The sequence below is a fragment of the Streptomyces roseofulvus genome (assembly GCF_039534915.1).
GTDB lineage: Bacteria > Actinomycetota > Actinomycetes > Streptomycetales > Streptomycetaceae > Streptomyces > Streptomyces roseofulvus.
On record NZ_BAAAWE010000001.1, the window covers coordinates 7,095,301 to 7,121,756 of the forward strand.

Annotated in this window: 22 protein-coding genes; 13 read left to right on the forward strand and 9 right to left on the reverse strand. The window is 74.4% G+C overall.

From position 1 onward, the window contains the following. Positions 1-75 precede the first annotated feature (75 nt). Positions 76-2,253, reverse strand: a complete 2,178-nt coding sequence (locus ABFY03_RS32675) for a hypothetical protein (protein ID WP_346171547.1) — start codon at positions 2,251-2,253, stop codon at positions 76-78. A gap of 69 nt (positions 2,254-2,322) precedes the next feature. After that, the gene (locus ABFY03_RS32680) at positions 2,323-3,228 is read right to left on the reverse strand and encodes a LysR family transcriptional regulator (protein WP_319010588.1); all 906 of its coding nucleotides are present in this window, start codon (positions 3,226-3,228) and stop codon (positions 2,323-2,325) included. Between the two features lie 232 nt (positions 3,229-3,460). Between ABFY03_RS32680 and ABFY03_RS32685 the strand changes: the two genes are divergently transcribed. The 4 genes from ABFY03_RS32685 (at position 3,461) to ABFY03_RS32700 (ending at position 7,534) form a co-directional block, all read left to right on the forward strand. Beyond that, the gene (locus ABFY03_RS32685; RefSeq protein WP_346172337.1) at positions 3,461-4,087 is read left to right on the forward strand and encodes a succinate dehydrogenase; all 627 of its coding nucleotides are present in this window, start codon (positions 3,461-3,463) and stop codon (positions 4,085-4,087) included. Between the two features lie 2 nt (positions 4,088-4,089). Next, on the forward strand, positions 4,090-6,036 hold the full coding sequence (locus tag ABFY03_RS32690; RefSeq protein WP_319010590.1) for a fumarate reductase/succinate dehydrogenase flavoprotein subunit: 1,947 nt from the start codon (positions 4,090-4,092) through the stop codon (positions 6,034-6,036). Continuing rightward, the gene (locus ABFY03_RS32695; RefSeq protein ID WP_319010591.1) at positions 6,033-6,776 is read left to right on the forward strand and encodes a succinate dehydrogenase/fumarate reductase iron-sulfur subunit; all 744 of its coding nucleotides are present in this window, start codon (positions 6,033-6,035) and stop codon (positions 6,774-6,776) included. The genes ABFY03_RS32690 and ABFY03_RS32695 overlap by 4 nt, the downstream gene beginning before the upstream one ends. A gap of 80 nt (positions 6,777-6,856) precedes the next feature. Beyond that, positions 6,857-7,534, forward strand: coding sequence for a DUF5701 family protein (locus tag ABFY03_RS32700; RefSeq protein WP_319010592.1), 678 nt, complete (start codon positions 6,857-6,859; stop codon positions 7,532-7,534). A gap of 79 nt (positions 7,535-7,613) precedes the next feature. Here the strand turns inward: ABFY03_RS32700 and ABFY03_RS32705 are convergent, their stop codons facing one another. Then, positions 7,614-9,977 (reverse strand): ATP-binding cassette domain-containing protein, encoded by a 2,364-nt coding sequence (locus tag ABFY03_RS32705; RefSeq protein WP_346171548.1) that lies wholly within the window; start codon positions 9,975-9,977, stop codon positions 7,614-7,616. A gap of 191 nt (positions 9,978-10,168) precedes the next feature. On the opposite strand from ABFY03_RS32705, the gene ABFY03_RS32710 reads away from it, so the two are divergent. The 4 genes from ABFY03_RS32710 (at position 10,169) to ABFY03_RS32725 (ending at position 15,573) form a co-directional block, all read left to right on the forward strand. Beyond that, the gene (locus tag ABFY03_RS32710) at positions 10,169-11,416 is read left to right on the forward strand and encodes an ABC transporter substrate-binding protein (protein ID WP_346171549.1); all 1,248 of its coding nucleotides are present in this window, start codon (positions 10,169-10,171) and stop codon (positions 11,414-11,416) included. 13 nt (positions 11,417-11,429) lie between these two features. Continuing rightward, positions 11,430-14,120, forward strand: a complete 2,691-nt coding sequence (locus ABFY03_RS32715; protein WP_346171550.1) for an ABC transporter permease subunit — start codon at positions 11,430-11,432, stop codon at positions 14,118-14,120. Then, positions 14,117-14,887, forward strand: a complete 771-nt coding sequence (locus tag ABFY03_RS32720) for an ABC transporter ATP-binding protein (protein WP_346171551.1) — start codon at positions 14,117-14,119, stop codon at positions 14,885-14,887. The genes ABFY03_RS32715 and ABFY03_RS32720 overlap by 4 nt, the downstream gene beginning before the upstream one ends. Positions 14,888-15,084: 197 nt before the next feature. Then, a complete protein-coding gene (locus ABFY03_RS32725) occupies positions 15,085-15,573 on the forward strand; it encodes a phosphatase domain-containing protein (RefSeq protein WP_346171552.1) in 489 nt (162 codons plus the stop codon). A gap of 64 nt (positions 15,574-15,637) precedes the next feature. Here ABFY03_RS32725 and ABFY03_RS32730 read toward each other — a convergent pair whose 3' ends face one another. Beyond that, positions 15,638-15,853, reverse strand: a complete 216-nt coding sequence (locus tag ABFY03_RS32730; RefSeq protein ID WP_319010596.1) for a dodecin — start codon at positions 15,851-15,853, stop codon at positions 15,638-15,640. Positions 15,854-16,140: 287 nt separating this feature from the next. Here ABFY03_RS32730 and ABFY03_RS32735 point away from each other — a divergent pair, with 287 nt between their 5' ends. The 3 genes from ABFY03_RS32735 (at position 16,141) to ABFY03_RS32745 (ending at position 19,397) form a co-directional block, all read left to right on the forward strand. After that, positions 16,141-17,391 (forward strand): extracellular solute-binding protein, encoded by a 1,251-nt coding sequence (locus ABFY03_RS32735; RefSeq protein ID WP_319010597.1) that lies wholly within the window; start codon positions 16,141-16,143, stop codon positions 17,389-17,391. 174 nt (positions 17,392-17,565) lie between these two features. Continuing rightward, complete coding sequence (locus ABFY03_RS32740) at positions 17,566-18,414, forward strand: GNAT family N-acetyltransferase (protein WP_346171553.1); 849 nt, start codon at positions 17,566-17,568, stop codon at positions 18,412-18,414. Further along, positions 18,411-19,397, forward strand: a complete 987-nt coding sequence (locus tag ABFY03_RS32745) for a lysophospholipid acyltransferase family protein (protein ID WP_346171554.1) — start codon at positions 18,411-18,413, stop codon at positions 19,395-19,397. The genes ABFY03_RS32740 and ABFY03_RS32745 overlap by 4 nt, the downstream gene beginning before the upstream one ends. Here the strand turns inward: ABFY03_RS32745 and egtD are convergent. The 4 genes from egtD to egtA are packed head-to-tail and all read right to left on the reverse strand — an operon-like array spanning position 19,292 to position 23,611. Then, entirely contained in the window at positions 19,292-20,257 is a 966-nt protein-coding gene (gene egtD, locus ABFY03_RS32750; RefSeq protein WP_319010600.1) for an L-histidine N(alpha)-methyltransferase, read from the reverse strand. The two genes, ABFY03_RS32745 and egtD, sit on opposite strands and share 106 nt — an antisense overlap. After that, positions 20,254-21,006 (reverse strand): ergothioneine biosynthesis protein EgtC, encoded by a 753-nt coding sequence (gene egtC / locus ABFY03_RS32755; RefSeq protein WP_319010601.1) that lies wholly within the window; start codon positions 21,004-21,006, stop codon positions 20,254-20,256. Before egtC ends, egtD begins: the two co-directional genes overlap by 4 nt. Beyond that, entirely contained in the window at positions 21,006-22,355 is a 1,350-nt protein-coding gene (egtB, locus tag ABFY03_RS32760) for an ergothioneine biosynthesis protein EgtB (RefSeq protein ID WP_346171555.1), read from the reverse strand. Before egtB ends, egtC begins: the two co-directional genes overlap by 1 nt. After that, complete coding sequence (egtA, locus tag ABFY03_RS32765; protein WP_346171556.1) at positions 22,352-23,611, reverse strand: ergothioneine biosynthesis glutamate--cysteine ligase EgtA; 1,260 nt, start codon at positions 23,609-23,611, stop codon at positions 22,352-22,354. The genes egtB and egtA overlap by 4 nt, the downstream gene beginning before the upstream one ends. Positions 23,612-23,852: 241 nt before the next feature. Between egtA and ABFY03_RS32770 the strand changes: the two genes are divergently transcribed. After that, positions 23,853-24,683, forward strand: coding sequence for a TIGR02452 family protein (locus tag ABFY03_RS32770; protein WP_319010604.1), 831 nt, complete (start codon positions 23,853-23,855; stop codon positions 24,681-24,683). A gap of 88 nt (positions 24,684-24,771) precedes the next feature. Then, complete coding sequence (locus tag ABFY03_RS32775) at positions 24,772-24,942, forward strand: hypothetical protein (RefSeq protein WP_319010605.1); 171 nt, start codon at positions 24,772-24,774, stop codon at positions 24,940-24,942. Positions 24,943-25,028: 86 nt separating this feature from the next. On the opposite strand, the gene ABFY03_RS32780 is transcribed toward ABFY03_RS32775, so the two are convergent. Continuing rightward, positions 25,029-26,456, reverse strand: a complete 1,428-nt coding sequence (locus tag ABFY03_RS32780; RefSeq protein WP_319010606.1) for a flotillin family protein — start codon at positions 26,454-26,456, stop codon at positions 25,029-25,031.

The window sequence follows — 26,456 nt, forward strand, 5'->3', positions numbered from 1 at the left end:
GAGCGAAGGGACTATGTCATCAGGAGTATGAGAAGGAAGCCCCTTCATAGCCTCGCCCCGGACCGACCGTAGCACTCAGGCGGGGACCAGGTCGCGCAGATTTTCCGGCGTGACGACCCGGGAGCCCGGCGCCAGCCCCTCGGGCCGCGCCAGGCCGAGGTACGTCACCGGCTCCGCCGGTACGTCGCCGCCGGTCCACTCCACGACCTCCGCGCCCGACTCCCGCATCAACGCGACCACATGACGGACCGTCACCGGTGCGCGCTCGACCGCCCCGCGCACCAGGACCGCCAGCGAGACCCGGTGGTCCTCCACCCGGTTGTCCGACGGCGTGCCCCGCAGGCACAGGTGGAGCCAGTGCGCGTGCCACCGCCCCTCCTCGTCCCGCCGGAAGGCCACCGGCAGCGCCACCCGCCCCGGTCCGCGCAGCTCGGACTTCATCCGGACCGTGCGCGGCTCGAAGGGACGGCCGCCCTGCTCGCCCTCGCGGAGCATGTACCCGAAGAAGGACTCGGCCGTCTCCTCGAAGTCCTCGCCCGCGTACACGTGCACGTGCGGCACCACGAACGCTCCCCGCACCGCGCCGAGCCGCAGCTCGATGAACTCCGAGGCCCCGTCCGGGGCTTCGGTGACGTCCCCGGAGTGCCGGCCCTCGACCGTGGTCAGCTCCGTGTACGACAGCCAGGAGATCGTCGCGTACCGCTCGTCGAGCAGCAGCGCGGACAGGTCCAGGTCGGTCCTGCGGCGCGCCTCCTTCCAGTACATGAAGAACCGCAGCAGCTCCCCCTCCACCGGCGAGACGGAGCCGCGCGGCAGCACCCCGAACCCGCCCGAGGAGGCCCGTCCGCTGAGCGGCAGCGCCACGTCCAGGACCGCCGGGTCGACCAGCAGGCGCCCGGTCGCGGGAAGCCGGCGCCGGGTCTCCCCGTCGAGCAGCGCGAGCAGCCGCCGCTGGACCTCCCTCGGCAGGTCGCGGCGGGCGTCCGCGGTCACCCACGCGGTGCCGTTCCGGTTCACGAGAAGGCGCCGGGGCGCGCCGGACGCGTCGTGCCGGTTCTGCAGGTGCTCCCGCACCGACAGCACCACCCGGCCCGCCACCGCCGGCGCGACGCGCTCCGCCGCCGCCAGGACCGCCTCCCGGGCCGCGTCGTCCGCCGCGGTGCGCAGCAGCCGGTCCAGGGCGCGGAAGAGCCGCCCGGGCGCGGCCGCGGCCAGCAGCTCGGCCGCGCCCGGGACGTCACCGCCGGCGAGCAGCGCCTCCACCCGCGAGTCGAGCGACGGGGCCCGCAGCTCGCCCCTCGCCACCGCGAACACCTCGGCCGCGTGCGGCCACGCCGGGTACTCGTGCGGATGCAGCCGCTCCCCGAGCCGCTTCCACGCCTCCCGGTGCTGCCCCACGTCGGCCAGCTTCGCCGGAGCCGCCGCCACCACACCGTCCAGGCCGGCCAGCAGGGTCCGCCGCAGCGGCCGGGACAGCGCGCGGAAGCGGGTCGCCTCCCGCAGCGTCACGTCGCCGTCCGACAGGGCGCAGGCCAGCCGCAGCACGTCCGTGACCGTGTCCAGCAGGGGCGCCGCGCCGGCCCGCAGCCGGGCCGCGTTGACCACGGCCCGGTTCTCCCGGACCGGGATCTCCGCCGGCTGCGGCCCGTCCGCGCAGCGCGCGGCGAGCACCGCGAGATCGGCCAGGTGCTCGTCGCCCAGCGGCGTCACCGCCCCCGCCAGGGAGCGGTACAGCGCGCCGATCTCCTCGTCGAAGGGGCCGCCGAGGTGCAGCACGGTCAGCCGGTCGCTGTCGGCCGGGGTCAACTCCGCGTGGGCCGCGAGCAGTTCCTCGTACGTGTGCTGGTACCGGCCGTACGCGGGCAGCGTCAGCAGATTCAGGACCCCGGCGCTCAGCTGCGCCTCGACCGCCTCCCGGGCCTCGGGATCGTCGAGCGCCTTCAGGACGCACGACAGCCAGAACTCCCGGGTGTCGGGGACGTTGCGGGGGAAGTCGATGAAGTAGGCGTTGTGCCGCACGTGGTCGCCGACCCGCTCGCGGACCGCCTCCAGCGCCCACCGGGCCAGTTCGACCACGGTGTCGGAGGGCCGCCCGGACAGCTCCTTCAGCAGCGGGGAGGACAGCGCGAATCCCCCCGTCCTCAGCGCGGCGTCGAGCCGCAGGGCGGCGGCGGAGCCGTCCCCGACGGGGCCGGCGGGGACGGACAGCCGCAGCGTGTGCCGGACGAGCAGGCGTTCGAGAGCGTGATCCATCCGGCGATGCTCGCAGCCCGCTCGGCCGTTCCGCACGCGGATTTCCCGGGCACGGCCGGTGGAGGAGCCCTACGGAGCGGGAGGCGCCGGCGTGCCGCGCCGGGTGGCCATCAGGAGCTTCTGGAGCTCGCGGGCGGCGCGGGGCGGGGCCACGTCGCTGCGGTGGGCCAGGGCGATCGTGCGGCGCAGGCCCGGGCGGGCGAGGGCGGTGACGCGCAGGTCGCGGCCGGCGCGGGCGGCGACCATGGCCGGGACGACGGCGAGCCCGAGGCCGGCCCGTACGAACCCGAGGACGGCGTCCAGCTCGCCGCCCTCGACGGTGAACGTCGGCTCGAAGCCGGCCGCCCGGCAGGCGCCCACGGTCAGCTCCCGCAGGTCGTAGCCGTGCCGGAACATCACGAGCGGCTGGTCGCGCAGGTCCGTGATCCGCACCGGGCGGCGGGGCGGCGGCGCGGAGGCGGCCGAGACCACCACCAGGTCCTCGCGCAGCAGTTCCACCGTGGTCAGCGCCGGCGAGGGGGTCGGCAGCGGCAGGACGACGAGCGCCAGGTCCAGGGCGCCGCGGGCCAGCTCCCGCACCAGGTCGTGCGAGCCGCCCTCCTCGATGAGCAGCTCGATCCCCGGGTGCAGGTCGTGGAAGGCGCGCAGCACGTCGGGGAGGAGCCCGGTGCAGAGGCTGGGCGTCGCGCCGAGCCGCACCCGGCCGCGCTTGAGCTGGGCCAGCTCCTGCACCTCGCGGCGGGCCGTCTCGGTGTCGGCGAGGATCCGGCGGGCGAGCGGCAGGAGCGACTCGCCGGCGTCGGTGAGCGCGATGTTGCCCCGGGCCCGGCTGAACAGCTCCGCCCCCAGCTCCTGCTCCAGCGCCTTGATCTGCTGGGAGAGCGAGGGCTGAGAGACATGGACCCGCTCGGCGGCCCGGGTGAAGTGGAGCGTCTCGGCCACGGCCACGAAGTAGAGGAGCTGCTGGAACTGCATGACCACCAGCCTAGAGCACATGCATAGCTTCAGCCTATGGAGATCAGCCGGACCATGTCTTGGACCTCTCGGGCCCTTCGGCCCTAGCGTCGACGGCATGGCTCTGGCACCCAGCAAGGACGCGGCCGCCGCGGGAGGCCCGGCGTCCGCCCGGGAAGCGGCCCCCGCCCGCCCACCGTCCCGCACCCCGTCCCGCGGCTTCTGGTCCTCGACCCTCGGCAAGAAGACCGTGATGGCCGTGAGCGGCCTGATCATGCTCGCCTACCTGGTCGCGCACGTGGCCGGCAACCTCAAGGTCTTCTTCGGTCCGGAGGAGTTCAACGGCTACGGGCACTGGCTGCGCGTGATGGGCGCCCCCGTCCTCCACCACGGCTGGGGGCTGTGGATCGCCCGGATCGTGCTCCTGGCCGCGGTCCTCGCCCACGCCGTCTCCGCGTACCAGCTCAGCCGCCGCGACATCCGGGCGCGCCCCATCCGGTACGCCCACCGGCGCAAGGGCGCTTCCTACGCCACCCGCACCATGCGCTGGGGCGGGATCATCCTCGGCCTCTTCATCGTCTGGCACGTCCTCGACCTCACCACCGGCACCGTCCACTCCGGCGGCTTCGAGGAGGGCAGGCCGTACCAGAACGTCATCGACACCTTCTCGACCTGGTACGGCAACGTCGTCTACATCGTCGCCATGCTGGCCGTCGGCCTCCACGTCCGGCACGGCTTCTGGAGCGCCGCCCAGACCCTCGGCGTCGGCGACGCCCGGCGCGAACGCGCCCTGCGGCTGACGGCGAACGCCCTCGCACTCGCCCTGACCGCGGGCTTCATCGCCGTCCCCGTCGGCGTCATGACCGGAGTGGTGAACTGACCATGAGCTACCTCGACTTCCGCACCGGCGACCCGATCGCCGACACCAAGGCCCCGGCCGGCCCCATCGCCGAACGGTGGGACACCCGCCGTTTCGAGGCGAAGCTGGTCAACCCCGCCAACCGGCGCAAGCACCGCGTGATCGTCGTCGGCACCGGCCTCGCCGGCGGCTCCGCCGGCGCCACCCTCGCCGAACAGGGCTACCACGTCGTCCAGTTCTGCTTCCAGGACTCGCCGCGCCGGGCCCACTCGATCGCCGCCCAGGGCGGCATCAACGCCGCCAAGAACTACCGCAACGACGGCGACTCCGTCCACCGCCTCTTCTACGACACCGTCAAGGGCGGCGACTTCCGCGCCCGCGAGTCCAACGTCCACCGGCTCGCGCAGATCTCCGTCGAGATCATCGACCAGTGCGTCGCCCAGGGCGTCCCCTTCGCCCGCGAGTACGGCGGCCTCCTCGACACCCGCTCCTTCGGCGGCGTCCAGGTCTCCCGCACCTTCTACGCCCGCGGCCAGACCGGGCAGCAGCTCCTCCTCGGCGCCTACCAGGCACTGTCCCGGCAGATCGCCGCCGGCAACGTCGAGATGCACCCCCGCACGGAGATGCTCGACCTGGTCGTCGTCGACGGACGGGCCCGCGGCATCGTCGCCCGCGACCTGATCACCGGCCGCGTCTCCACCCACTTCGCCGACGCCGTCGTCCTCGCCAGCGGCGGCTACGGCAACGTCTTCTACCTCTCCACCAACGCGATGAACTCCAACGCCACCGCCGTCTGGCGGGCCCACCGGCGCGGCGCGTACTTCGCCAACCCCTGCTTCACCCAGATCCACCCCACCTGCATCCCGCGCACCGGCGACCACCAGTCCAAGCTGACCCTGATGAGCGAGTCGCTGCGCAACGACGGCCGGATCTGGGTCCCCAAGGCGAAGGGCGACACCCGCCCCGCCGCCGAGATCCCCGAGGACGAGCGCGACTACTACCTGGAGCGGATCTACCCCTCCTTCGGCAACCTGGTGCCGCGCGACATCGCCTCCCGCGCCGCCAAGAACGTCTGCGACGAGGGCAGGGGAGTGGGCCCGGGCGGCCAGGGGGTCTACCTGGACTTCGCCGACGCCATCGCCCGGATGGGCCGCGCCGCCGTCGAGGCCAGGTACGGCAACCTCTTCGACATGTACGCGCGGATCACCGCGGAGAACCCGTACGAGGTCCCCATGCGGATCTACCCCGCCGTCCACTACACGATGGGCGGACTCTGGGTCGACTACGACCTCCAGACCACCGTGCCCGGCCTCTTCGCCATCGGCGAGGCCAACTTCTCCGACCACGGCGCCAACCGGCTCGGCGCCTCCGCCCTCATGCAGGGCCTCGCCGACGGCTACTTCGTCCTCCCCGCCACCATCAACGACTACCTGGCCCGCCACCCGACGTCCGAGCCCGTCACGGACGAGCACCCCGCCGTCCGCGAGGCGCTGGCCGAGACCGAGGACCGGCTGAACCTCCTCCTCGCCGTCGACGGCGACCGCACCCCCGACTCCTTCCACCGCGAACTCGGCGAGCTCATGTGGGAGTTCTGCGGCATGGCCCGCAACGCCGAGGGTCTGCGCACCGCGCTCCGGCGCATCCCGGAGATCCGCGAGGAGTTCTGGCGCCGCATCAAGGTCCCCGGCAGCGGCGAGGAGTTCAACCAGTCGCTGGAGAAGGCCAACCGGATCGTCGACTACCTCGAACTCGCCGAGCTGATGTGCCTCGACGCCCTGCACCGCGAGGAGTCCTGCGGCGGCCACTTCCGCGAGGAGTCCCAGACCCCGGACGGCGAGGCCGCCCGCCGCGACGAGGAGTTCTCGTACGCGGCCGCCTGGGAGTTCGGCGGCCCCGGCGGCACCCCCGTCCTCCACAAGGAAACCCTCGACTTCGAGTACGTCCACCCCACCCAGCGGAGCTACGCATGAAGCTCAACCTGCGCGTCTGGCGCCAGAAGAACGCCGCCGCCGAGGGCGCCATGGCCACCTACGAGGTGGACGGGATCTCCCCCGACATGTCCTTCCTGGAGATGCTCGACACCCTCAACGAGGACCTCATCCTGCGCGGCGAGGACCCCGTCGCCTTCGACCACGACTGCCGCGAGGGCATCTGCGGCGCCTGCAGCCTCGTCATCGACGGCGACGCCCACGGCCCCGAGCGCACCACCACGTGCCAGCTCCACATGCGCTCCTTCCGCGACGGCGACACCATCGACGTCGAACCCTGGCGGGCCTCCGCCTTCCCGGTCGTCAAGGACCTCGTCGTCGACCGCACCGCCTTCGACCGGATCATCCAGGCCGGCGGATACGTCACCGCCCCCACCGGCTCCGCGCCCGAGGCCCACGCCACCGCCGTCCCCAAGGCGGACGCCGACTTCGCCTTCGAGCACGCCGAGTGCATCGGCTGCGGCGCCTGCGTCGCCGCCTGCCCGAACGGCTCGGCGATGCTCTTCACCTCCGCCAAGGTCAACCACCTGAACGTGCTCCCGCAGGGCGCGCCGGAGCGCGAGACCCGGGTCCTCGACATGGTCGCCCAGATGGACGCGGAGGGCTTCGGCGGCTGCACGCTCACCGGCGAGTGCGCCACGGCCTGCCCGAAGGGCATCCCGCTGCCGTCGATCGCCGCGATGAACAAGGAGTGGCTGCGGGCCCGGCGCAAGGTGAAGTGAGAGGACTTCCCGCCACCGGGAACAAAGCGCCGGCCCGGGCCGTTCTCCCCGGGCCGACGCCATCCCGACCGAGGAGAACCTTGCCCGACGCGCAGAGCACCGCCCCGACCGCCGACACCTTCTCCAGCCCCTTCCCGCTGCCCCCGCTCACCGACCAGGCCGAGCGGCTCATCGAGCTCGGCGTGCCCGCTCTCACCGGCCTCGACGCCGGCGAGCTGCGGGCCTACGCCGAGAAGGCCGCCGCCGACGCCCCGGCCGGTTCCCTGCTGGCCCTCCACCCGGACGCCGCGCCCGCCTCGGCCCTCGCCCCGCTGCTCAGGCTCGCGGACAAGCCCGGCTTCCTGGTGGTCGACATGGCGGACGTGGACTCCTTCGCCCCGCAGGGCGTGGAACTCCCCGACGGCCCCTTCTACCTGGTCCACGACCTGGACCGCGGCGACCACCTGGGCAACTGGAGCCCCGAGGAGGCCCTCCCGGCGCTCCACGAGGCCGGCCGGACGCCGCTCGTCCTCACCGAGGGCATCCACTGGCTGCTCCAGCGGCCCGAGGTCCTGGAGCGCAACAAGTGCTTCATGACGATCGGTTCACGCCTGCGCAAGCCCAACGGTGCCTTCGACGCCCGCACTCCGGCCATCTGGATCAGCAACGGCACCGGCCGCGACGGCAGGGAGCGCAAGGGCGCGCCCAAGGTCGGCTGGTGCTGGTGGAACAACCGGCACACCTGGCTCGGCTTCGGCTCCACCACGGGCCGCGGCTAGGTCGCTTCTTTCGGATCAGGCCGCATCAGGGAGGTGCGTGCCAGGCGTCGCGAGCCCGGCATGATCCGAAAGAGGCGGCCTAGCCGTCCAGCCCCAGGGCCCTGGCCAGGTACGGCGCGGTGCGGCTTCCGGCCGCCCGCGCCACCCGGGCCGGGGGTCCCTCGGCGACGATCCGGCCGCCCTCCGCGCCGCCGCCGGGGCCGAGGTCGACCACCCAGTCCGCGCCGGCCGCCACGTCCATGTCGTGCTCCACGACGACCACCGTGTGGCCGCCGTCCACCAGGCCGCGCAACTGGCGGACCAGGACCTCGACATCGGCCGGGTGCAGCCCGGTGGTGGGCTCGTCGAGGACGTACAGGGTGTGCGCGCGGCGCGGGCGCTGGAGCTCGGAGGCGAGCTTGATCCGCTGGGCCTCGCCGCCGGACAGTTCGGTGGCGGGCTGGCCGAGCCGCAGATAGCCGAGCCCGACGTCCAGCAGGGTCCGCAGGCTGCGGGCCGCCGCCGGGACCCCGGCGAAGAACTCCGCCGCCGACTCCACGGTCAGGTCGAGGACCTCGGAGATCGTGAGCCCGCGCAGCCGCACCTGGAGGGTCTCCGGGTTGTACCGGGCCCCGTGGCAGTCCGGGCAGGGCGCGTACGTGCTCGGCAGGAACAGCAGCTCCACCGAGACGAAGCCCTCGCCCTGACACGTCTCACAGCGTCCGCCGGCCACGTTGAAGGAGAAGCGTCCGACCTTGTAGCCGCGGGCCCGGGCCTCCTCCGTCTCCGCGAAGAGCTTCCGCACCACGTCGAAGAGGCCGGTGTACGTGGCCAGGTTGGAGCGCGGCGTCCGCCCGATCGGCCGCTGATCGACCGTCACCAGCCTACCCACCCCTGCGGATTCCTCGGTGAACGCGCCGACCAGGGTGGACTTCCCGGAGCCGGAGACACCGGTGACGGCGGTCAGCGCGCCCCGGGGGAAGGCCGCGTCCACGGCCCTGAGGTTGTGCCGGGTGACGGGCCCGGTGCGCAGCCACGCACCGGGCTCCAGGGCGGGACGCGCGGGCACCGGAGCCGGGTCGAAGAGGAAGCGGCGGGTGGCCGACTCCTCGACGCGGGCGAGGAGTTCCGGCGGGCCGCTGTGCAGGACCCGGCCGCCGTGCTCGCCGGCCCGCGGGCCGACGTCGACCAGCCAGTCGGCGTGCCGGACCACGTCGAGGTGGTGCTCCACGACGAAGACCGTGTTGCCGGCCGCCTTTAACCGGTCGAGGACCACCAGGAGGGCCTCGGTGTCGGCGGGGTGCAGCCCGGCGGACGGCTCGTCGAGCACGTACACGACGCCGAAGAGGCCCGCGCGGAGCTGGGTGGCGAGCCGGAGGCGCTGGAGCTCGCCGCTGGAGAGGGTGGGGGTGGTGCGGTCCAGGGAGAGGTAGCCGAGGCCGAGCTCGGTGACGGTGGCGATCCGGGCGAGCAGGTCCTCGGCGAGGACCCTGGCGGTCTCCGGGGCGCCGGGCGCGGCGGCCGGGGCCAGCACCTCGGCCAGCGCGGTCAGCGGCAGCGCCGCCAGCTCGGCGATGGTGCGGCCGGCGAAGGTGACGGCCAGCGCCTCCGGGCGCAGCCGGCTCCCGCCGCAGACCGGGCAGGGGGCGCTGGTGAGGAAGCGTTCCGCCTTGGCCCGCAGGGCGGGGCTCTTCGACTCGGAGTAGGTGCGCAGGACGAGCCGGCGGGCGCCGGTGTACGTGCCCTGGTACGGGCGCTGGATCCGGCCGGCCTCCCGGACCGGGTGCACGGTGACGACCGGCTGCTCCTCGGTGAAGAGGATCCACTCCCGGTCCTTCGGGTCCAGCTCGCGCCACGGCCGGTCCACGTCGTGCCCGAGGGCGTCGAGGACGTCGCGCAGGTTCTTGCCCTGCCAGGCGCCCGGCCAGGAGGCGACGGCGCCCTCGCGGATGGACAGGCCGGGGTCGGGGACCAGCAGCTCCTCGCTGGTCTCGTGGATCCGGCCGAGGCCGTGGCAGGAGGGACAGGCGCCGGCCGGCGTGTTGGGGGAGAAGGCGTCGGAGTCCAGGCGGGGCGCCCCGGCGGGGTGGTCGCCGGCGCGGGAGTAGAGCATGCGCAGCGAGTTCGACAGGGTGGTGACCGTGCCGACGGAGGAGCGGGCGCTCGGGGCGGCGCGGCGCTGTTCGAGGGAGACCGCCGGGGGCAGGCCGGTGATCTCCCCGACCTTCGGGGCGCCGACCTGGTGGATCAGCCGGCGGGCGTAGGGCGCGACGGACTCGAAGTAGCGGCGCTGGGCCTCCGCGTAGACCGTCCCGAAGGCGAGCGAGGACTTCCCTGAGCCGGAGACGCCCGTGAAGACGGTGAGGGTGTCGCGGGGGATGTCGACGTCCACGGACCGGAGATTGTGCTCGCGGGCGCCGCGGACACGCACGTACGGGTCATGGGCGGAGATCGGATCCTGCATTCGTAGATTTTATCCAATATCCGATTCCTCGCCGGTCTGGGGCGCGCCGCGGACGGCGCGCAGGGGCGCGCTGCGGCCGGTCCGGCGCGGATCCGGCAGTGATCCGACGGATCGTCAATTGACGATGTATCAGTTATTGACGGTTCATCAGCTCGGTCACACAATGCGGTCACCCGACGGAGGGATCGCCCGTGCCTCGACCGTTGCGCGTCGCAGCCGCCGCGCTCACCCTGCTCCTCGTCACCGCCTGCAACTCCGCCTCCACCGGCGGAAGCACCTCCTCGTCCGCACGCGGGGTCACCGCCGACACGATCAAGGTCGGCGGCATCGTCTCCATGACCACCGCCAGCGGCTACTCCAAGAAGGACACCGACCTCGGCGCCCGCGCCCGCTACGACCGGGCCAACGCCGAAGGCGGGATCCACGGGCGGCGGATCGAGTACCTGGGCGCCGAGGACGACGGCCAGGACCCGGCCAGGAACCTGGCGGCGGCCCGCAAGCTCGTCCAGCGGGACCAGGTCTTCGCCGTCTCTCCCATGAGCTCGGTCACCTTCGCCGGCGCCGACTTCCTCGACGCCCAGAAGGTCCCCACGGTGGGCTGGGGCACCCTTCCCTCCTTCTGCGGCCCCGCCCACGTCTACGGCTTCAACGGCTGCCTCGTCCCGACCCCCGGCGGCACCCTGAACCAGACCTGGCCCGAGAGCCTCGCGGCCGTCCTGGGCGGGGCGCGCGGCAAGTCGGTCGCGCTGATCGCCGGCGACAACGACGCCGGCACGTTCGGCATCCGCACCTTCACCCAGGGCTTCAAGGCGGCCGGCTTCCAGGTGCCGTACGCCAAGGCCGTGGTGCCCGCGACCTCGATGCCCAGCGACTGGTCCGCGTACACCAAGGAGATCCTCCGCTCGGGCCCCGGCGGCCGCGCGCCCGACGCCGTGATCTCCGTGATGCAGACCCCGTACAACATCGGCCTGTTCACCGCGCTCAAGCGGTCCGGCTACCGGGGGGTCCTCTCCGACCCGACGGACTACGACCCCGGGCTGCTCGCGAAGGACGCGACCCGGCAGGCCCTCGACGGGGTGTACGTGCTGCTGCAGTTCCAGCCCTTCGAGGCGGACACGCCCGCCATGCGGCAGTTCAAGGAGGACGTCAGGAAGGCCGCGGGCGGCAAGGACGTCCCGCTCAACATGCACATGATGACCGGGTACATGAGCGCCGACCTCTTCCTCTCCCTCGCCGCCAAGGCCGGCAAGGACCTCACCGTCGAGTCCTTCCAGAAGGCCGCCGACGGCTTCTCCGACACCGGCACCCTCGTCGGCGACCGCGCCCTGCCCAAGGGGAAGAAGGAGAGCTTCGGCTGCGGAGCGCTCGTCCGGCTGAAGGACGGGAAGTACGAGGTGGCCGTGCCGTTCAGGTGCTACCCGCCGATCCCGTTCGGCTGAGGGGGCGCGGCACGTGGGTGACCTGCTGGGCTTCGTCCTGAGCGGACTGGTCTCGGGCGCGCTGTACGCGCTGCTCGCCACCGGTCTCGTCCTCTCCTCCTCCGCCTCCGGACTCTTCAACTTCGCGCACGGCGCCACCGCCTACCTCTGCGCGCTGGCCTTCCACGAGCTCCACTCCGGCTTCCGCTGGCCGGCCGTCCCCACCGCGCTGCTCCTGGTCCTCGTGGTGGCCCCCGGCCTCGGCTGGGCCCTGGACCGGCTGATGTTCCGGAGACTCGCCCGGGTCGGCGAGACCGCGCAGATCGTCGCCACGATCGGTCTCCTCGTCGCCCTGCCCGCCGCCGGACTGTGGACCGTCGAGCTCCTGGAGCGGGCGGGCGCCCCCGTCCAGCCCGCCGAGAACCAGTTCGGCCTGCCCGGCGTCGGCCCCAGCCCCGCAGTCTCCTGGCAGCCGCTCGACGGCGTCGGCGTCGACTCCGACCAGCTGATCACCTGGATCGCCACCGCCCTCGCGGCGGTCGCCCTGTGGCTCCTGATGCGGCACACCACGCTCGGCCTGCGGCTGCGGGCCGCGGTCGACGACCGCACGCTGACCGAGCTGCGGGGCATCAGCGCGGACCGGCTCTCCTCGATCGCGTGGATGCTGTCGTCCGCTCTCGCCGGCCTCGCCGGAGTCCTCGCGACCCCGCTGCTCGGGCTCTCCGCGCACGACTACACGCTGTTCCTCTTCGTCTCCGCCACCGCCGCCGCCCTCGGCCGCTTCGTGTCCGTGCCGCTCGCCTTCGCGGCCGGCCTGGGACTCGGCGTGCTCCAGAACCTGGTGGCGGGGTACGCCTCCTTCGCCGACGGCGTCACCGGCTTCCGCACCGCCGTGCCGTTCCTCATCCTCTTCGCCGGGCTCGTCGTCCTGACCCGGCGGCGCCGCGCGGCGGGCACGGCGGCCGCCGACCCGCCGCCGGTCGACTACCTCGCCGGCAAGGGCCCCGGCCGCCGCTGGGGCGCGTGGGCGGCGGCCGCTGCACTGCTCGGCACGGCCTTCTACACCGTCACCACCCCCTTCTGGAGCGGGATCCTGGCCCAAGGGCTGGCGATCGGGCTGGTGTTCATGTCGTTCACGGTGGTCACCGGCCTCGGCGCGATGGTCTCGCTGGCCCAGGCCACCTTCGTGACCGGCGCCGCCCTCGTCGCCGGACTGCTGATGAGCCACGGCTGGCCCTTCGTCGCCGCGACGGCGGCCGGCACGGCCGCGGCGGCCCTCCTCGGCGCGGTGGCCGCGCTGCCCGCCCTGCGGCTCGGCGGCCGGTCGCTGGCCCTCGCCACCCTGGCGCTCGCCTTCCTCGCCGACCAGGTGCTCTTCCAGTTCGGCCCGCTGCGCAACGGCGACACCGGATGGGAGATACCCCGCCCGGCGGCGGGCCCGGTCGACCTGGCCGACGACCGGGCCATGGGCCTCGCGCTGGTCCTGCTCAGCGCGGTGGTCGTCGCCCTGCTGACCTGGCTGCGCGGCTCCCGCTGGGGCCGGGCCATGCTCGCGGTCCGCTCCGCCCCGGAGGCCGCCGCCGCGTCGGGCGTCTCGGTGGTCCGCACCAAGCTGCTGCTGTTCACCCTGTCCGCCGGCCTCGCGGGCTTCGGAGGGGTGCTCTACGCCTCGTACAACACCCGCGTCACGGCGACCGACTTCACCGCGATGACCGGGTTGGTGTGGCTGGCGGTCGTGGTCGCGGCGGGGGTGCGCAGGCCGCAGTTCGCGGTGGTGGCCGGACTGGTCTTCGCCGTGGTCCCGCACCTGATGAACCAGTACGTGACGGAGTCCGCGCACCTGCCGGTCATCCTCTTCGGTCTCGCGGGCCTCGCGCTCGCGAACGACCCGGACGGGTACTGCGCCGCGCTGCCGGCGCGCCGGGCGGCCCGGCGCGCCGGGGCATCCGGGACGCCGCGGGCCGCCGCGCCGGCCCCGCTCCCGCGGCCGGCGGCGGAGGGGGACGCGTCCCCCCGTCCGGCCGAGCCGTGCGCGCTCGAACTGCGCGGCGTCCACGCCGGATACGGCGGCGCGTCCGTGCTGCACGGCGTGGACCTCACGGTGCGCGCGGGCGAGGCGCTGGTGCTGCTCGGGCCCAACGGGGCCGGGAAGACCACCCTCTGCCGGGTGGCGGCCGGGCTCCTCCGGCCGGCCGGAGGTCTCGTACGGGTGCGGGGCGAGGACGCCACCCGTGACGCGGCGGTCGCCCGGGCCCGCCGTGGCGTGCGGCTGGCCCCCGAGGGGCGGGGGATCTTCGCCGGGCTCTCCATCGAGGACAACCTGGCCCTGCACCTCACGGACGCCCAGGACCGCGACGCCGTGTACGCCCGCTTCCCGGCGCTCGCCGCCCGCCGCACCGTCCTCGCCGGCTCCCTCTCCGGCGGCGAGCAGCAGCTCCTCGCCCTCGCCCCGCTGCTCCAGCGCCCGCCGGCCGTCCTCGTCGCCGACGAGCCGTCCCTCGGGCTCGCGCCGCGCGTCGTGGACGAGGTCTTCCGCCTTCTGGCCGAACTCCGCGCTCACGGGACCGCGTTGGTGCTCGTCGAGGAGAAGGCGGCCGAGGCGCTCGGCATCGCCGACACCGTCGCGTACCTCGCCCAGGGCGAGATCGCCTGGTCCGGGCCCCGGTCCGGGGTCGACCGGGACCGGCTCGCCGACGCCTACCTGGGGACGGGGGTCCGCCCGTGAACCGGCACGTGCTCCACGCCGAGGGCATCGACGTCCGCTTCGGCGGCGTCCACGCCCTGCGCGGCGTCACCGTCGCCGTCCGCGCGGGGGAGATCTGCGGCCTCATCGGTCCGAACGGCGCGGGCAAGACGACGCTCTTCGACGTGCTGTCCGGGATGCGGCGCCCGGACGCGGGCACGATCACGTACGACGGGACGGACGTCACCCGCCGGTCCCCGGTCTGGCGGGCCCGGCACGGCATCCGCCGTACCTTCCAACGGCAGCAGCTCTTCGGCCAGTTGACCGTCACGGACAACCTGGTCGTGGCCCGGGACTGGCGGGGCGGGACGCGGTCCGGGGCCCGGAGCCACCGGGAGCGGGCCGCCGGCGTCCTGCGCGCGTGCGGACTCGACGACCTGGCCGGCGCGTACGCGGGCGGGCTGCCCGTCGGTCAGGCCCGCATGGTCGAGCTGGCCCGCGCCCTCGCCGACCCGCCGCGGGTCCTGCTCCTCGACGAGCCGGCGTCCGGGACGACCGCCGAGGAGCGGCACCGGCTCGCCGCCGTCCTGCGCCGGACGGCGGAGGAGGAGAACTGCGCGGTGCTGCTCGTCGAGCACAACGTGGCCTTCGTGAGGGAACTGTGCACCCGGGTCGTGGTGCTCGACCTCGGCCGGGTGCTCGCCGAGGGCACGCCGGCCGAGATCCACGCGGACCCGGCGGTACGGGAGGCGTACCTGGGGGCCGGCGCCGGCGCCGGTTCCTCGGCGGATGTCGGTGGTGGCTCCTAGGCCGTTTCTTTCGGGATCAGGCCGGATCGGGGAGCGGCGTCCGGTGCGTGCGCTCGCTAGGCGGGGGAGGGGTCGACGCGGTGGGGCACCTCCCGGCGGTGGCCGGGGGAGTCGGCGACCGACGACACCGCGGCGAGGGTGCGTGCCAGGTGTCGCGAGCCCGGCATGATCCGGAAGAGACGGCCTAGGCTGGCCGTGTGACAGGTGACATCCGGCCGCTGGCCGTCTTCGACCTCGACAACACGCTCGCCGCGACCGCCCACCGGCAGCACTTCCTGGAGAGCAGGCCCAAGGACTGGGACGGCTTCTTCGCGGCGGCGCCCGACGACCCGCCGCTGGCGGAGGGCGTCGCGCTGTGCCGGTCGGCGGCCGAGGAGTGCGACGTGGTGTACCTGACGGGCCGTCCGGAGCGCTGCCGGCGCGACACCCTGGCCTGGCTGGCCGGCCAGGGGCTTCCCGAGGGGCCGCTCCACATGCGGCGGCACCGCGACTTCCGGCCCGCGCGGATCACCAAGGTGGAGATCCTGCGGCGGCTCGGCGACGGCCGGGAGGTCCGGATGCTGGTCGACGACGACGAGCTGGTCTGCGACGCCGCCGAGGCGGCGGGCTTCCCCGTCGTCCGCGCCCGCTGGGCCACCCCCTCCGAGGCGCTGAAGGAGGCCCAGGAGCGCGAGGGCAGGACCTGACCGCCGGCACGCGCGTGCCGGCGGGCGTGCGAAGGCCCGGGTGCTCCCGCCCGGAACGGACGGTTCAGGCGGCGTCGTCCAGCCGGAAGCCGACCTTCAGGCCGACCTGGTAGTGCTCGATCCGTCCGTCCACCAGATGCCCGCGCACCTGGGTGACCTCGAACCAGTCGAGGCCGCGGAGCGTCTGCGAGGCGCGTTCGATGCCGTTGCGGATGGCCTGGTCGACGCCCTCGGTGGACGTGCCGACGATCTCGGTGACGCGGTAGGTGTGGTTCGACATGGGAGCCGGACTCCTCTCGATGCCCTCGGTGGGTTCCCTCCACCGTGCCCCAGGGCGGGGCACCGCGCGACACGACGCGGGCGGTCCCGCCCCCTTCGCCCGTACCCGTGGGTAACCGTTCCGATCGCCCCGTCCGCTCCGGGAACGGGATGGTCAAGGACTTGACCACTCGGTTGGTCCAGACCAGAATCCAGGCCACATACCCGCGCGAACACCCCGTTCGGTCCCCCCACACGTCGGGTCAGCCCCATGCCGCACCGCCGTGTGCTGAACCGAAGGTGACCTCAGTGAAGAACCGCTTGCTCGCCTGTCCGCTGGCTGCCGCCACCGCGCTCGCCCTCGCGGGCTGCGGGCTGTTGCCCGGGACCGGGGGCCAGACCCGCACGGTCGACATCTGGCTCATGCGGGACAGCGTCAGCGACGACTTCCTGAACCGCTTCACCGAGGCGTACGAGGACGAGCACGGCGACGTCGAGCTCAACGTCACCATCCAGGACTGGACCGGCATCGGCAAGAAGGTCATCGAGGCCATCAAGGGCGGCGGCGGCCCGGACCTCATCGAGGTCGGCAACACCCAGGTCGCCCAGTACGCCGACACCGACCGGCTCTTCGACCTCACCCTGGAGTCCGTCCGGGACCTCGGCGGCGAGGACTGGCTCCCCGGACTCGCCGAGCCCGGCAGCGTCGGCGGCTCGCAGTACGGCATCCCCTGGTACGCCGCCAACCGCATCGTGATCTACAACAAGGACCTCTTCGCCGCGGCCGGCGTCGACGGCCCGCCCGCCACCCGCGCGGAGTGGCTCGACGTCACCGAGAAGCTCAACCGCCAGGGCTCCCAGGGCATCTACCTGGCGGGCCAGGACTGGTACACCCTCGCCGGCTTCATCTGGGACGAGGGCGGGGAGCTCGCCGTCGACGACGGCGGCGTGTGGACCGGCACCCTCGACAGCCCCGCGGCCCTGCGCGGCATGGACTTCTACAAGGAACTCCAGTCCCTCGGCTCCGGACCGAAGGACGCGGACGAGCAGAACCCGCCCCAGGCCGAGGTCTTCGCCCGCGGCGACGTCGCCCAGATCGTCGCCGTGCCCAGCGCCGTCGCCGCCATCCTCAAGGCCAACCCCGCCCTGGAGGGCAAGCTGGGTTACTTCCCCATCCCCGGCAAGAAGGCCGGCACCCCCTGCGCGGTCTTCACCGGCGGTTCCGACCTGATCATCCCGGAGAACGCCCCCGATCGCGCCGCCGCCCTCGACGTCGTCAAGGCGCTGGCCGGCGAGAAGTGGCAGACGGAACTCGCCCGGGCCATGGGCTACGTGCCCAACAAGAAGAGCCTCGCCTCGGTCGTCTCCGGCCAGGAGGCGACCGCGGCCATGGCCGCCGGCGCCGCCAACGGCCGCGCCACGCCCAACTCCCCCCAGTGGGCCAGCGTCGAGGGCGACAACCCCATCAAGCCCTTCATGACCGCCGTCCTGGAGGGCGAGAACGCCGAGAAGGCCGCCCGCGCCGCCTCCGAGGCCATCACCGACACCCTGGCCGAGTGATCCGGCCCGCGGCGCCCCCGGGCGGGCGCCGCGGAGCATTCAGCCGTCCCACACCCGCGATCCCCCGGACGGTCATGTCGAATCCAGCCGGCGGCGGAAGAAACGAGGTGCCGGCCCGCACCGCTCGCGGACCGGCGCCGACCCCTCACCTTCCGTACGCCGGAGGAGACCGTCATGCCCGCACTCTCGCCCGCGCTCGCCGACTCCGCCGCACCGGCCGTCCCCGTGCCGGCCGGCATCGACCCCGTCGCCGTCCCCGCGCGGTCCGGCCCGGCCGGCGGCGCCCCGTCCGGCCCCCGCTACCTCGTGGGTCTCGCCCGCGACCAGGAGGACGTCCGGGCCGCCCAGCGCCTCCGTCACCTGGTCTTCGCCGGCGAGATGGGCGCCCGCCTGGACGGACCCAAACCGGGCCTCGACACCGACGCCTTCGACGCCTACTGCGACCACCTCCTGGTCCGCGAGGAGTCCACCGGCGAGATCGTCGGCACCTACCGGATCCTGCCGCCCGAGCGGGCCGCCGTCGCCGGCCGCCTCTACGCGGAGACCGAGTTCGACCTCACCCGGCTCGCCCCCGTCCGCCACGACCTCGTCGAGGTCGGCCGCTCCTGCGTCCACCCCGCCCACCGCAACGGCGCCGTCATCGCCCTCATCTGGGCCGGTCTCGCCCGCTACATGACCCGCACCGGCCACGAGTGGCTGGCCGGCTGCTGCTCGATCCCGCTCGCCGACGGCGGCACCCTCGCCGCCGCCACCTGGGACACCGTCAGGGCGAAGCACCTCGCCCCCGAGGAGTACTGGGTCACCCCGCACCGGCTGTGGAACTCCGACGGCGTCCGCCGCCCCGAGGGCCGCACCGAACTGCCCGCCCTGCTCCGCGGCTACCTCCGGCTCGGCGCCTGGGTCTGCGGAGCCCCCGCCCACGACCCCGACTTCGGCGTCGCCGACCTCTACGTGCTGCTGTCGCTGCGCCGGACCGACCCCCGCTACCTGCGTCACTTCCTCTCGCTCGTCCCGGCCTCGTGAACGGCGCGGTCCCGCTCCCGTCGCCGTGGCTGCCCACGGCGCCGTGCACCCCGGGCCGCCCCTGCGCGGCCCACCCGGACCCCGCCCCCGCCGCCTTCCGGCCCGCGCCCGCCCCGCTGGCCTGCGCCCGCCTGGCGGCCGGGCTCGCGACCGTGCTCCTCGGGGTGCTCCTCCTCCCGGCGGCGGGCCTGCTGCCCGCCGCCGGCAGGCTCGCCCTCGTACGGCTCTGGGCGCGGACGGTCGTCCGCGCCTTCGGCGTCCGGCCGGCCGTCACCGGAGCCCACCGCGCCGGCGCCGGGCCCGCCCTCGTGGTCGCCAACCACGTGTCCTGGCTGGACATCCCCCTCGTCGCCGCCGTCCTGCCCGGCCGGATGGTCGCCAAGCGGGAGGTGCGCGACTGGCCGGTGCTCGGGGCCCTCGCCGCTCTCGGCGGCACCCTCTTCCTCGACCGCGACGGGCTACGCCGGCTGCCCGGCGCCGTGCGCGGGGTCGCGGGGGCGCTGGCGGCGGGCGGCCGGGTGACCGCCTTCCCCGAGGGCTCCACCTGGTGCGGCCGGGCCGGCGGGCGGTTCCGCCCGGCCCTCTTCCAGGCCGCCGTGGACACGGGCGCCGACGTCCAGCCGGTGCGGATCGACTACCGGCCGCACGGGGCCGCGGCGTACGTGGGGGAGGACCCGCTGGGCGCCTCGCTGTGGCGGGTGGTGCGGACGCCGGGACTGACCGCCTGCGTTCGGATACTGGATCCGATATCCGTGATCCAGTATCCGGACCGCAGGCTCCTCGCCGCCGCGGCCCAGCGCGCCGTCCACTCCTCGGCAGCCCCGCCCCCGCGCACCGCCCCGCTCCCCGCCGTCCCCCGGCAGCCTGCCGCGGCCGGCTACCGCGCCGTCGCCAGTGACAACGCGAACCGGCCCTCCCCGTCCGTCCACCACCGCGACAGCTCGAACCCGGCCTCCGCCAGCTCCGCCCGCACCCCCTCCTGACGGAACTTCGCCGACACCTCCGTCCGCAGCTCCTCACCCGCCTCGAACGGCACCACCAGATCGAGGTCCGGGATCTTCACGGTCAGCGCGTGCCGGGCCCGCAGCCGCATCTCGATCCACTCCCGCTCCCGGTCCCACCGGGCCACGTGGTCGAAGTCGGCCGGATCCGCGTCCGCGCCCAGCTCCCGGTCGATCACGGCCAGCACGTTCTTGTTGAACTCCGCCGTCACCCCGGCCGCGTCGTCGTACGCGGCCACCAGGGTCGACTCGTCCTTCACCAGGTCCGTGCCGAGCAGGAAACCGTCACCGGGCGCCGTCATCGACCGGACCGACCGCAGGAACGCCCGCCGCTCGTCCGGCAGCAGATTGCCGATCGTCCCGCCCAGGAACGCGACCAGCCGCGGCCCCGGCGTCTCCGGCAGCGTCATGCCCCGGGTGAAGTCGGCGACCAGGGCGTGCACCCGCAGCTCCGGCCGGTCGGCCAGCAGCGCCTCCGCCGCCCCCGTCAGCGCCGACTCGCTCACGTCCACCGGCACGTACGCGGCGAGGCCCGGCCGCAGCGCGTCGATCAGGAACCGGGTCTTCTCCGACGACCCCGACCCCAGCTCCACCAGCGTCCGGGCCCCGGTCGCCGCCGCGATCTCCGGGGCCCGGGCGACCAGGATCTCCCGCTCCGCCCGCGTCGGGTAGTACTCGGGCAGCCGGGTGATCTCGTCGAACAGCTCGCTGCCCCGCGCGTCGTAGAACCACTTCGGCGGCAGCTCCTTCGGCGAGCGGGTCAGCCCCTTCAGCACGTCGGCGCGCAGATCGGCGGCGGCCGCGTCCGGGGCGAGGGTGCGGGTCAGCTGGAACGTGCTCACGCGGCGAACTCCTTGAGCGGGGTGAGGACGACGTCGGCCCGGGAGGCGGTGACGAGCGTCTGCTCGGGCACCTCCCGCCAGCCCGGATCGTCGTCGTACGGTTCGGAGGCCACGGCCACCCGGCCGCGACCGTGAAGGCACCACAGACTGTTCCCCCAGGCCGTCGCCGCGATCCGGTCGCCGTCGGTGAGCAGCAGGTTGAGCCGCGCGTCCGGAGCGGCCTCGGCCGCCGCCAGGACCGTCCCGGCGAGCGCGTCACCGGGCGGCTGACCGGCCCGCAGCCGGTGCAGCACCAGCGCCCACAACAGCGCCGAGTCGGTCCGCGCCTCCAGTTCGAGCAGCTCGGCCGGCGTCAGGCCGGCGGCCAGCGGCGTCAGCGCCCCCGGCCAGCCGGGAACGGCTCCGTTGTGGCTGAAGAGCCACGGCCCGGAACCGAACGGCGCCGCCGCGGCCTCCCCGTCCGCGCCCGGCAGCGTCGCCCCCCGCACCGCGCCGAGCAGCGCCCGGCTCCGCACCACCCGGGCGAGGTCCGCGAAGGAGAGGTCGCCCCAGATGGGGCCGGTGCGCCGGTACCGGGCCGGGACCGGGTCGCCGTCCGCGTACCAGCCGACGCCGAAGCCGTCCGCGTTCACCACCCCGCTGACCTGCGTGCGCGGCGCCCACGCCTGGCGCACCAGCGCGTGCGGCGGCCGCAGGAGCAGCTCGCCGAGCGCCACCGGCTCGCCGAGGTAGGCGATGTGGCGGCACATCAGTCCAGCTCCGCGGAGCGGGCGGTGCGGAAGCCGGCGAAGATCTGCCGCCGCACCGGATAGTCCCAGTTGCGGAAGGTGCCCCGGCAGGCCACCGCGTCCACGGCGAACGAACCGCCGCGCAGCACCTTGTACTCCGGGCCGAAGAACACCTCCGAGTACTCCTTGTACGGGAAGGCGCGGAAGCCCGGGTACGGCAGGAAGTCGCTCGCCGTCCACTCCCACACGTCCCCGATCAGCTGCCGCACCCCCAGCGGCGAGGCGCCCGCCGGGTAGCTCCCCGCCCGCGCGGGCCGCAGGTGCCGCTGGCCCAGATTGGCGTGGTCCGGGCCCGGATCGGCGTCGCCCCACGGATAGCGGCGGGAGCGGCCGCTCACCGGGTCGTGCCGCGCCGCCTTCTCCCACTCCGCCTCCGTCGGCAGCCGCCGGCCCGCCCAGCGGGCGTAGGCGTCCGCCTCGTACCAGCTGACGTGGACGACGGGCTCGTCCTCCGGCACCGGCTCGGTCACCCCGAACCGGCGGCGCAGCCACTGCCCGGCCTCCTGCCGCCAGAACAGCGGTGCCACGACGCCGTGTTCACGGATCTGGGCCCAGCCGTCCGGATGCCACCACCGCCGGTCGGTGTAGCCGCCGTCCGCCATGAAGGCCAGATAGGCGCCGTTGGTGACCGGCACGGTGTCGATGTGGAAGGCGGCCACCGTACGGGTGTGCGCGGGGCGCTCGTTGTCGAGCGCCCACGGCTCGTCCGAGGTGCCCATCGTGAACGGCCCGCCGGGTACCAGGACCTCCTCCGGCAGCGGGCCGGAAGGGTGGACCGGCGGTGGGGGAGCGGTCAGCGCGGCCGGCCCCCTCCGCAACTGATGGGTGATCAGCATGGTCTCGTCGTGCTGCTGTTCGTGCTGGGCGATCATGCCGAAGGCGAAGCCCGCGTCGAGCAGCGGCCGCCCCTCCATCCGGGCACCGGCCAGCACGTCCAGCACCCGGGTCCGCACGTCGGCGGCGTAGGCCCGGGCCTCCCCGGGCGACAGCAGGGGCAGCGAGGGGCGCTCGGAACGCGGATGGGCGAAGGCGTCGTACAGCGGGTCGATCTCCGGGCGCAGCGCCTCCCGGCCCGCGACCTCCCGCCACAGCCACAGCTCCTCCTGGTTCCCGATGTGGGCCAGGTCCCACACCAGCGGGGACATCAACGGCGAGTGCTGGGCCGTGAGTTCCCCGTCGTCCACGCTGTCGGTGAGGAGCCGGGTGCGCTCCCGGGCCCTGTTGAGCGCGGCCAGCGCGCGGGTCCGCAGCGCCTCCGCGTCGGCCGCCGTGCCCGCGCCGTTCGTCGTCGTGTCGGTCGTTCCGGTCATGACGTCATCACCTGGAGTTCGTCGGCCGGGCAGCCCCCGGGATCCACGTACCGTTCCTGGAAGGCGTCCACGGCCCGTCGCACCCGCTCGGTCGCGCCGATCCGGCGCAGCGCGGGCCGGGCGGCCGCGAAGGCGTCGAGGGCGACCGCGTGCAGGGCCGGATCGGCGAGCCCGTCGCGGGCCGCGCGCCGCCACAGCGGGTTGCGGGGCGCCGGATCCGCGCCGGCCAGCGCCGCCAGCGGCCGTACCGCCCGGTACACCGACTCCGCCGCCTCCGCGTCCTCGAAGACCGCCGTGGTCAGCGCCACCGGCACCATCCAGCCGTCCGCGCCCGGCTGCGCGTCGATCATCCGCAGCTCCAGATGGCCGCGCGGCCGGACCGGCGGGAAGAGCGTCGTCAGGTGGTAGCGCAGGTCGTCGGCGTCGGCCGGCCGCGGCCCGCCGGTCCGCAGCCACTCCCGGAAGGTCAGCCCCTCCGGCACCAGCCACGGGCCCTCCTCCGCGCGGACGCAGAGCACCGGCGTGTCCAGGACGTGCGCGGTCCACTCGGCGCGCGGCTCGCCGTCCGCCGGCGGCGCGAGACTCCGCCGCGGATCGAGGTCCGCCCACAGCGACTGCCGGGTGGAGCGCCAGCCGGTGCGGTGCCCGCCGTGCTGCGGGGAGTTGGCGAAGACCGCCACCAGCACCGCGCCGAACAGGTGCGCCAGCTCCCAGCGGCGCAGATAGCCCAGCGGGCCCGGCTCCTCGTGGCCGGCGTCCAGGCAGACCTGGACCGAGGCCGACTCGCACATCATCGCCCGGCCCGCCGGGCCCGTCCGGGCGAGCGCGGTCTCCATCGCGTCGTACCGCGGCTCGCGCAGCACCCGCTCGCGCGGCGCGTGCCAGGGGTCGACCCCGTAGCCGCTCAGCGTCAGGCCGAGCGGGCCCAGCGCCGACCGCACCGCCGCCAGGTCGGAGGCGAGCGAGTCCAGGCATTCCATCAGGGAACCGGCCGGTCGCGAGCTGAGCTCCAGCTGACCGCCGGGTTCGAAGGTGAGCGCCGACACCAGCGGCAGGGACCGTACGGTGTCGAGCGCCGTCGCCAGCCGGGTCGGACGCACCGGCTCGCGCGGGTCGCGCAGGTCGTGGACGAGCCATTCCAGCTCCGCCCCCACGGTCCGGGGCGGGCCGGTCTTGAAACAGATACAGCGCAGCAGGTCCTCCGCCGCCTCCTCGGTGAGGGGCGGACCGCCGCGCGGGGTGCCGCTGGGCGCCATCCGTGCACCTCCAGGTGCTGTCGCGGAACCGTTCGGGAAGCCGCTGCCTTCCACCTAAAGGCACCGCCGGGCGGCGTGCAAGAGCGCCTCAGCGCCCCCACGCGCGCCTCCTGTGCCCCCGAACGTCCGTAAATCGCCCTCGGATCGTCCGGGGGACGCCCCTCGGGCGGGGCGGACGGGGGACGGGGCCGTGCCGGAAAACCGTTTGTCCCGGTCCTGCCGAAACGATCATCCTGCGGGCATGAGTGCACGACTGCGCGAGATCGCGCGGCAGACCGAGGCGATCGTCGCCGCCGGCTCCTACACCGCCCCCGACGGGCGGACCGTCTCCCTCCGTGAGGACCTCGCGGCCGCCCTGGCCGGAACGCGTCTCCACGGGCCCGCGCCCGTCCCGGTCACCCCCGGCACCGGCCGCCCGGGCCGGATCGAGGTGACCGGCGAGAGCAGCCTCGCCGCCGCCCGCCGGATGACCGCCGCCGACCCCGGCCGGCCGGTCGCCGTCCTGAACTTCGCCTCCGCCCGCAACCCCGGCGGCGGCTACCTCAACGGCGCGCAGGCCCAGGAGGAGGCGCTCTGCCGCTCCTCCGCCCTGCACGCCACCCTGCTCCGCGCGCCCGCCTACTACGAGCACCACCGCGGGGACCGGGACGCCTTCTACACCGACCGGGTGATCCACTCGCCCCGGGTGCCGGTCTTCCGCGACGACCGGGGCGCCCTGCTCGCCACCCCCTTCACCGTCGGCTTCCTGACCTCGCCCGCTCCGAACGCCGGCGTCGTCCGCCGCCGGAACCCGGAGCAGGCCCACCGGCTGCCCGCCGCCCTGGCCTCGCGCGCCGAGCGGGTCCTGGAGACCGCCGCCGCCGAGGGGTACCGCCGGATCGTCCTCGGCGCCTGGGGCTGCGGCGTCTTCCAGAACGACCCGGCCGAGGTGGCGGGCGCCTTCAGGGCGCTGCTGACCGGTGACGGACGGTTCGCCGGCCATTTCGACGAGATCGTCTTCGCCGTCCTGGACCGCGCCTCCGGGGCCCCGACGCTGGCCGCGTTCCGCCGGGTCCTGGAGCCCTCCGGCTGAGTGGCCCGCCATGCGCACTTCGTACGGCCGTGCGAGCCTGAAGGGACACGGATCCGCGTCCGAGAGCCGTCGTACGGGAGGCACGATCGTGGGCAAGAAACAGACCCGGGTGAACAAGGGCGCCCGGACGGGCGGTCACGAGCACCGCGAGGCCGCGTCCGCCAAGGAGAAGGGCGGGAGCCCGTCCGCGGCCCAGGTGCCGCGGTCCGTCATCGAGACGCCGTCCCACCGCCGAGAGCGGAAGTTCGGGCACAACTGACCGCGGGGGACACGGGAGGCGGGGGATGCGGGACGGGGCCCGGCGCCCTCGCGGCTCCGGGCCCCGTCCCGCGCACCTCCGGGGTGTCACGCGTCGTCGCCGACGGTGATCTCCACCGTCGTCACCTCCTCCTCGCCGTCCCGGGCAGCGGGCACCGCCGGTGCGGCCGCCGTCCGGTCGGTGCCGTTCGGGCCCATGTCGGCCAGGAGCCGGCGGGCCAGGCCCAGACCGGTCCCGCCCATGGTCAGGGCCTTGGCGAACATGTCGGCCATGCCGTCGGCGCCGTTCAGCAGGACCATCTGGTCCACGTTGCCGAAGGCGGACGCGCCCGCCTCGACGATCTCCGGCCACTTCTCGGCCAACTGCTGGGCGACCACGGCCTCCTGGTTCTCCGCGAGCGCCGCCGCCCGCGCCTTGATCGCCTCCGCCTCGGCCAGCCCCTTGGCGCGGGCGGCCTCGGCCACCGCGAGTCCCTTGGCCTGCGTCGCCGCCGCCTCGGCCTCACCGGTGACCCGGGTCGCGGTCGCCGCCGCGGCGCTGGCCAGTTCGGTCTCCCGCGCCTTGGCCTGGGCGGCCGAGATCCGGGCGTCGCGCTCGGCCTCGGCGAGCGTCCGCGTCTCGTACGCCATCGCGTCGGCCGGCTTGCGCACGTCCGCCTGGAGCTGCTGCTCCTTGCGGTGCGCCTCCAGCTCGGCGACCCGGGTCTCCTGGACGACGACCTCCTGGCGGGAGGCGGCCTCGGCGAGCGGACCCGCCTGGCGGGCCCGGGCGCTGGCCTGGTCCCGCTCGGCCTGGTAGCCGGCCTGGAGGATCTCGCTGTCGCGGGTGGCCTCCGACATCCGGGCGGCCGCCTGCTGTTCGGCCTCGGTCGCCCGCCGGTTGGCCTCCGCCTGCGCGATGCGGGCGTCGCGCTGGACGGCGGCCGCGTGCGGGGCGGCGAGGTTCCTGATGTAGCCGGTCGGGTCCTCGATCTCGTGGATCTGGAGCGAGTCGACGATCAGACCGAGCTTCTCCATCTCCGTGCCACAGGCCGAACGGGCCTGGCCGGTCAGCTTCTCCCGGTCACGGATCATGTCCTCGACGGTCAACCCGCCCACGATGGCGCGGAGATGGCCGGCGAAGACGATGTGCACGCGCTCGCTCATCAGCTTCTGCTGGTCGAGGAAGCGGCGGGCGGCGTTGGCGATCGACACGAAGTCGTCGCCCACCTTGAAGATCACCACACCGCGGACCTTGAGCGGAATGCCCTGGTGGGTGACGCACTCGACTTGCAACTGGGTCTCGTTGAGGTCCAGCGACAGCTTCCGCACCGCCTGGACGCCGGGCACCACGAGGGTGCCGCGCCCGGTCACGATGCGGAAGCCCATGCCCTCGCCGAGACCCTCGTTCTTGTGGTTGGAACCGGAGATGATGAGCGCCTCGTTGGGTTCCGCGACGCGCCACATCATCTTGAACAGGACGATCAGGACGACGAGCGAGCCGACGACGGCGCCCGCCAGTATGCCGATGCCCAT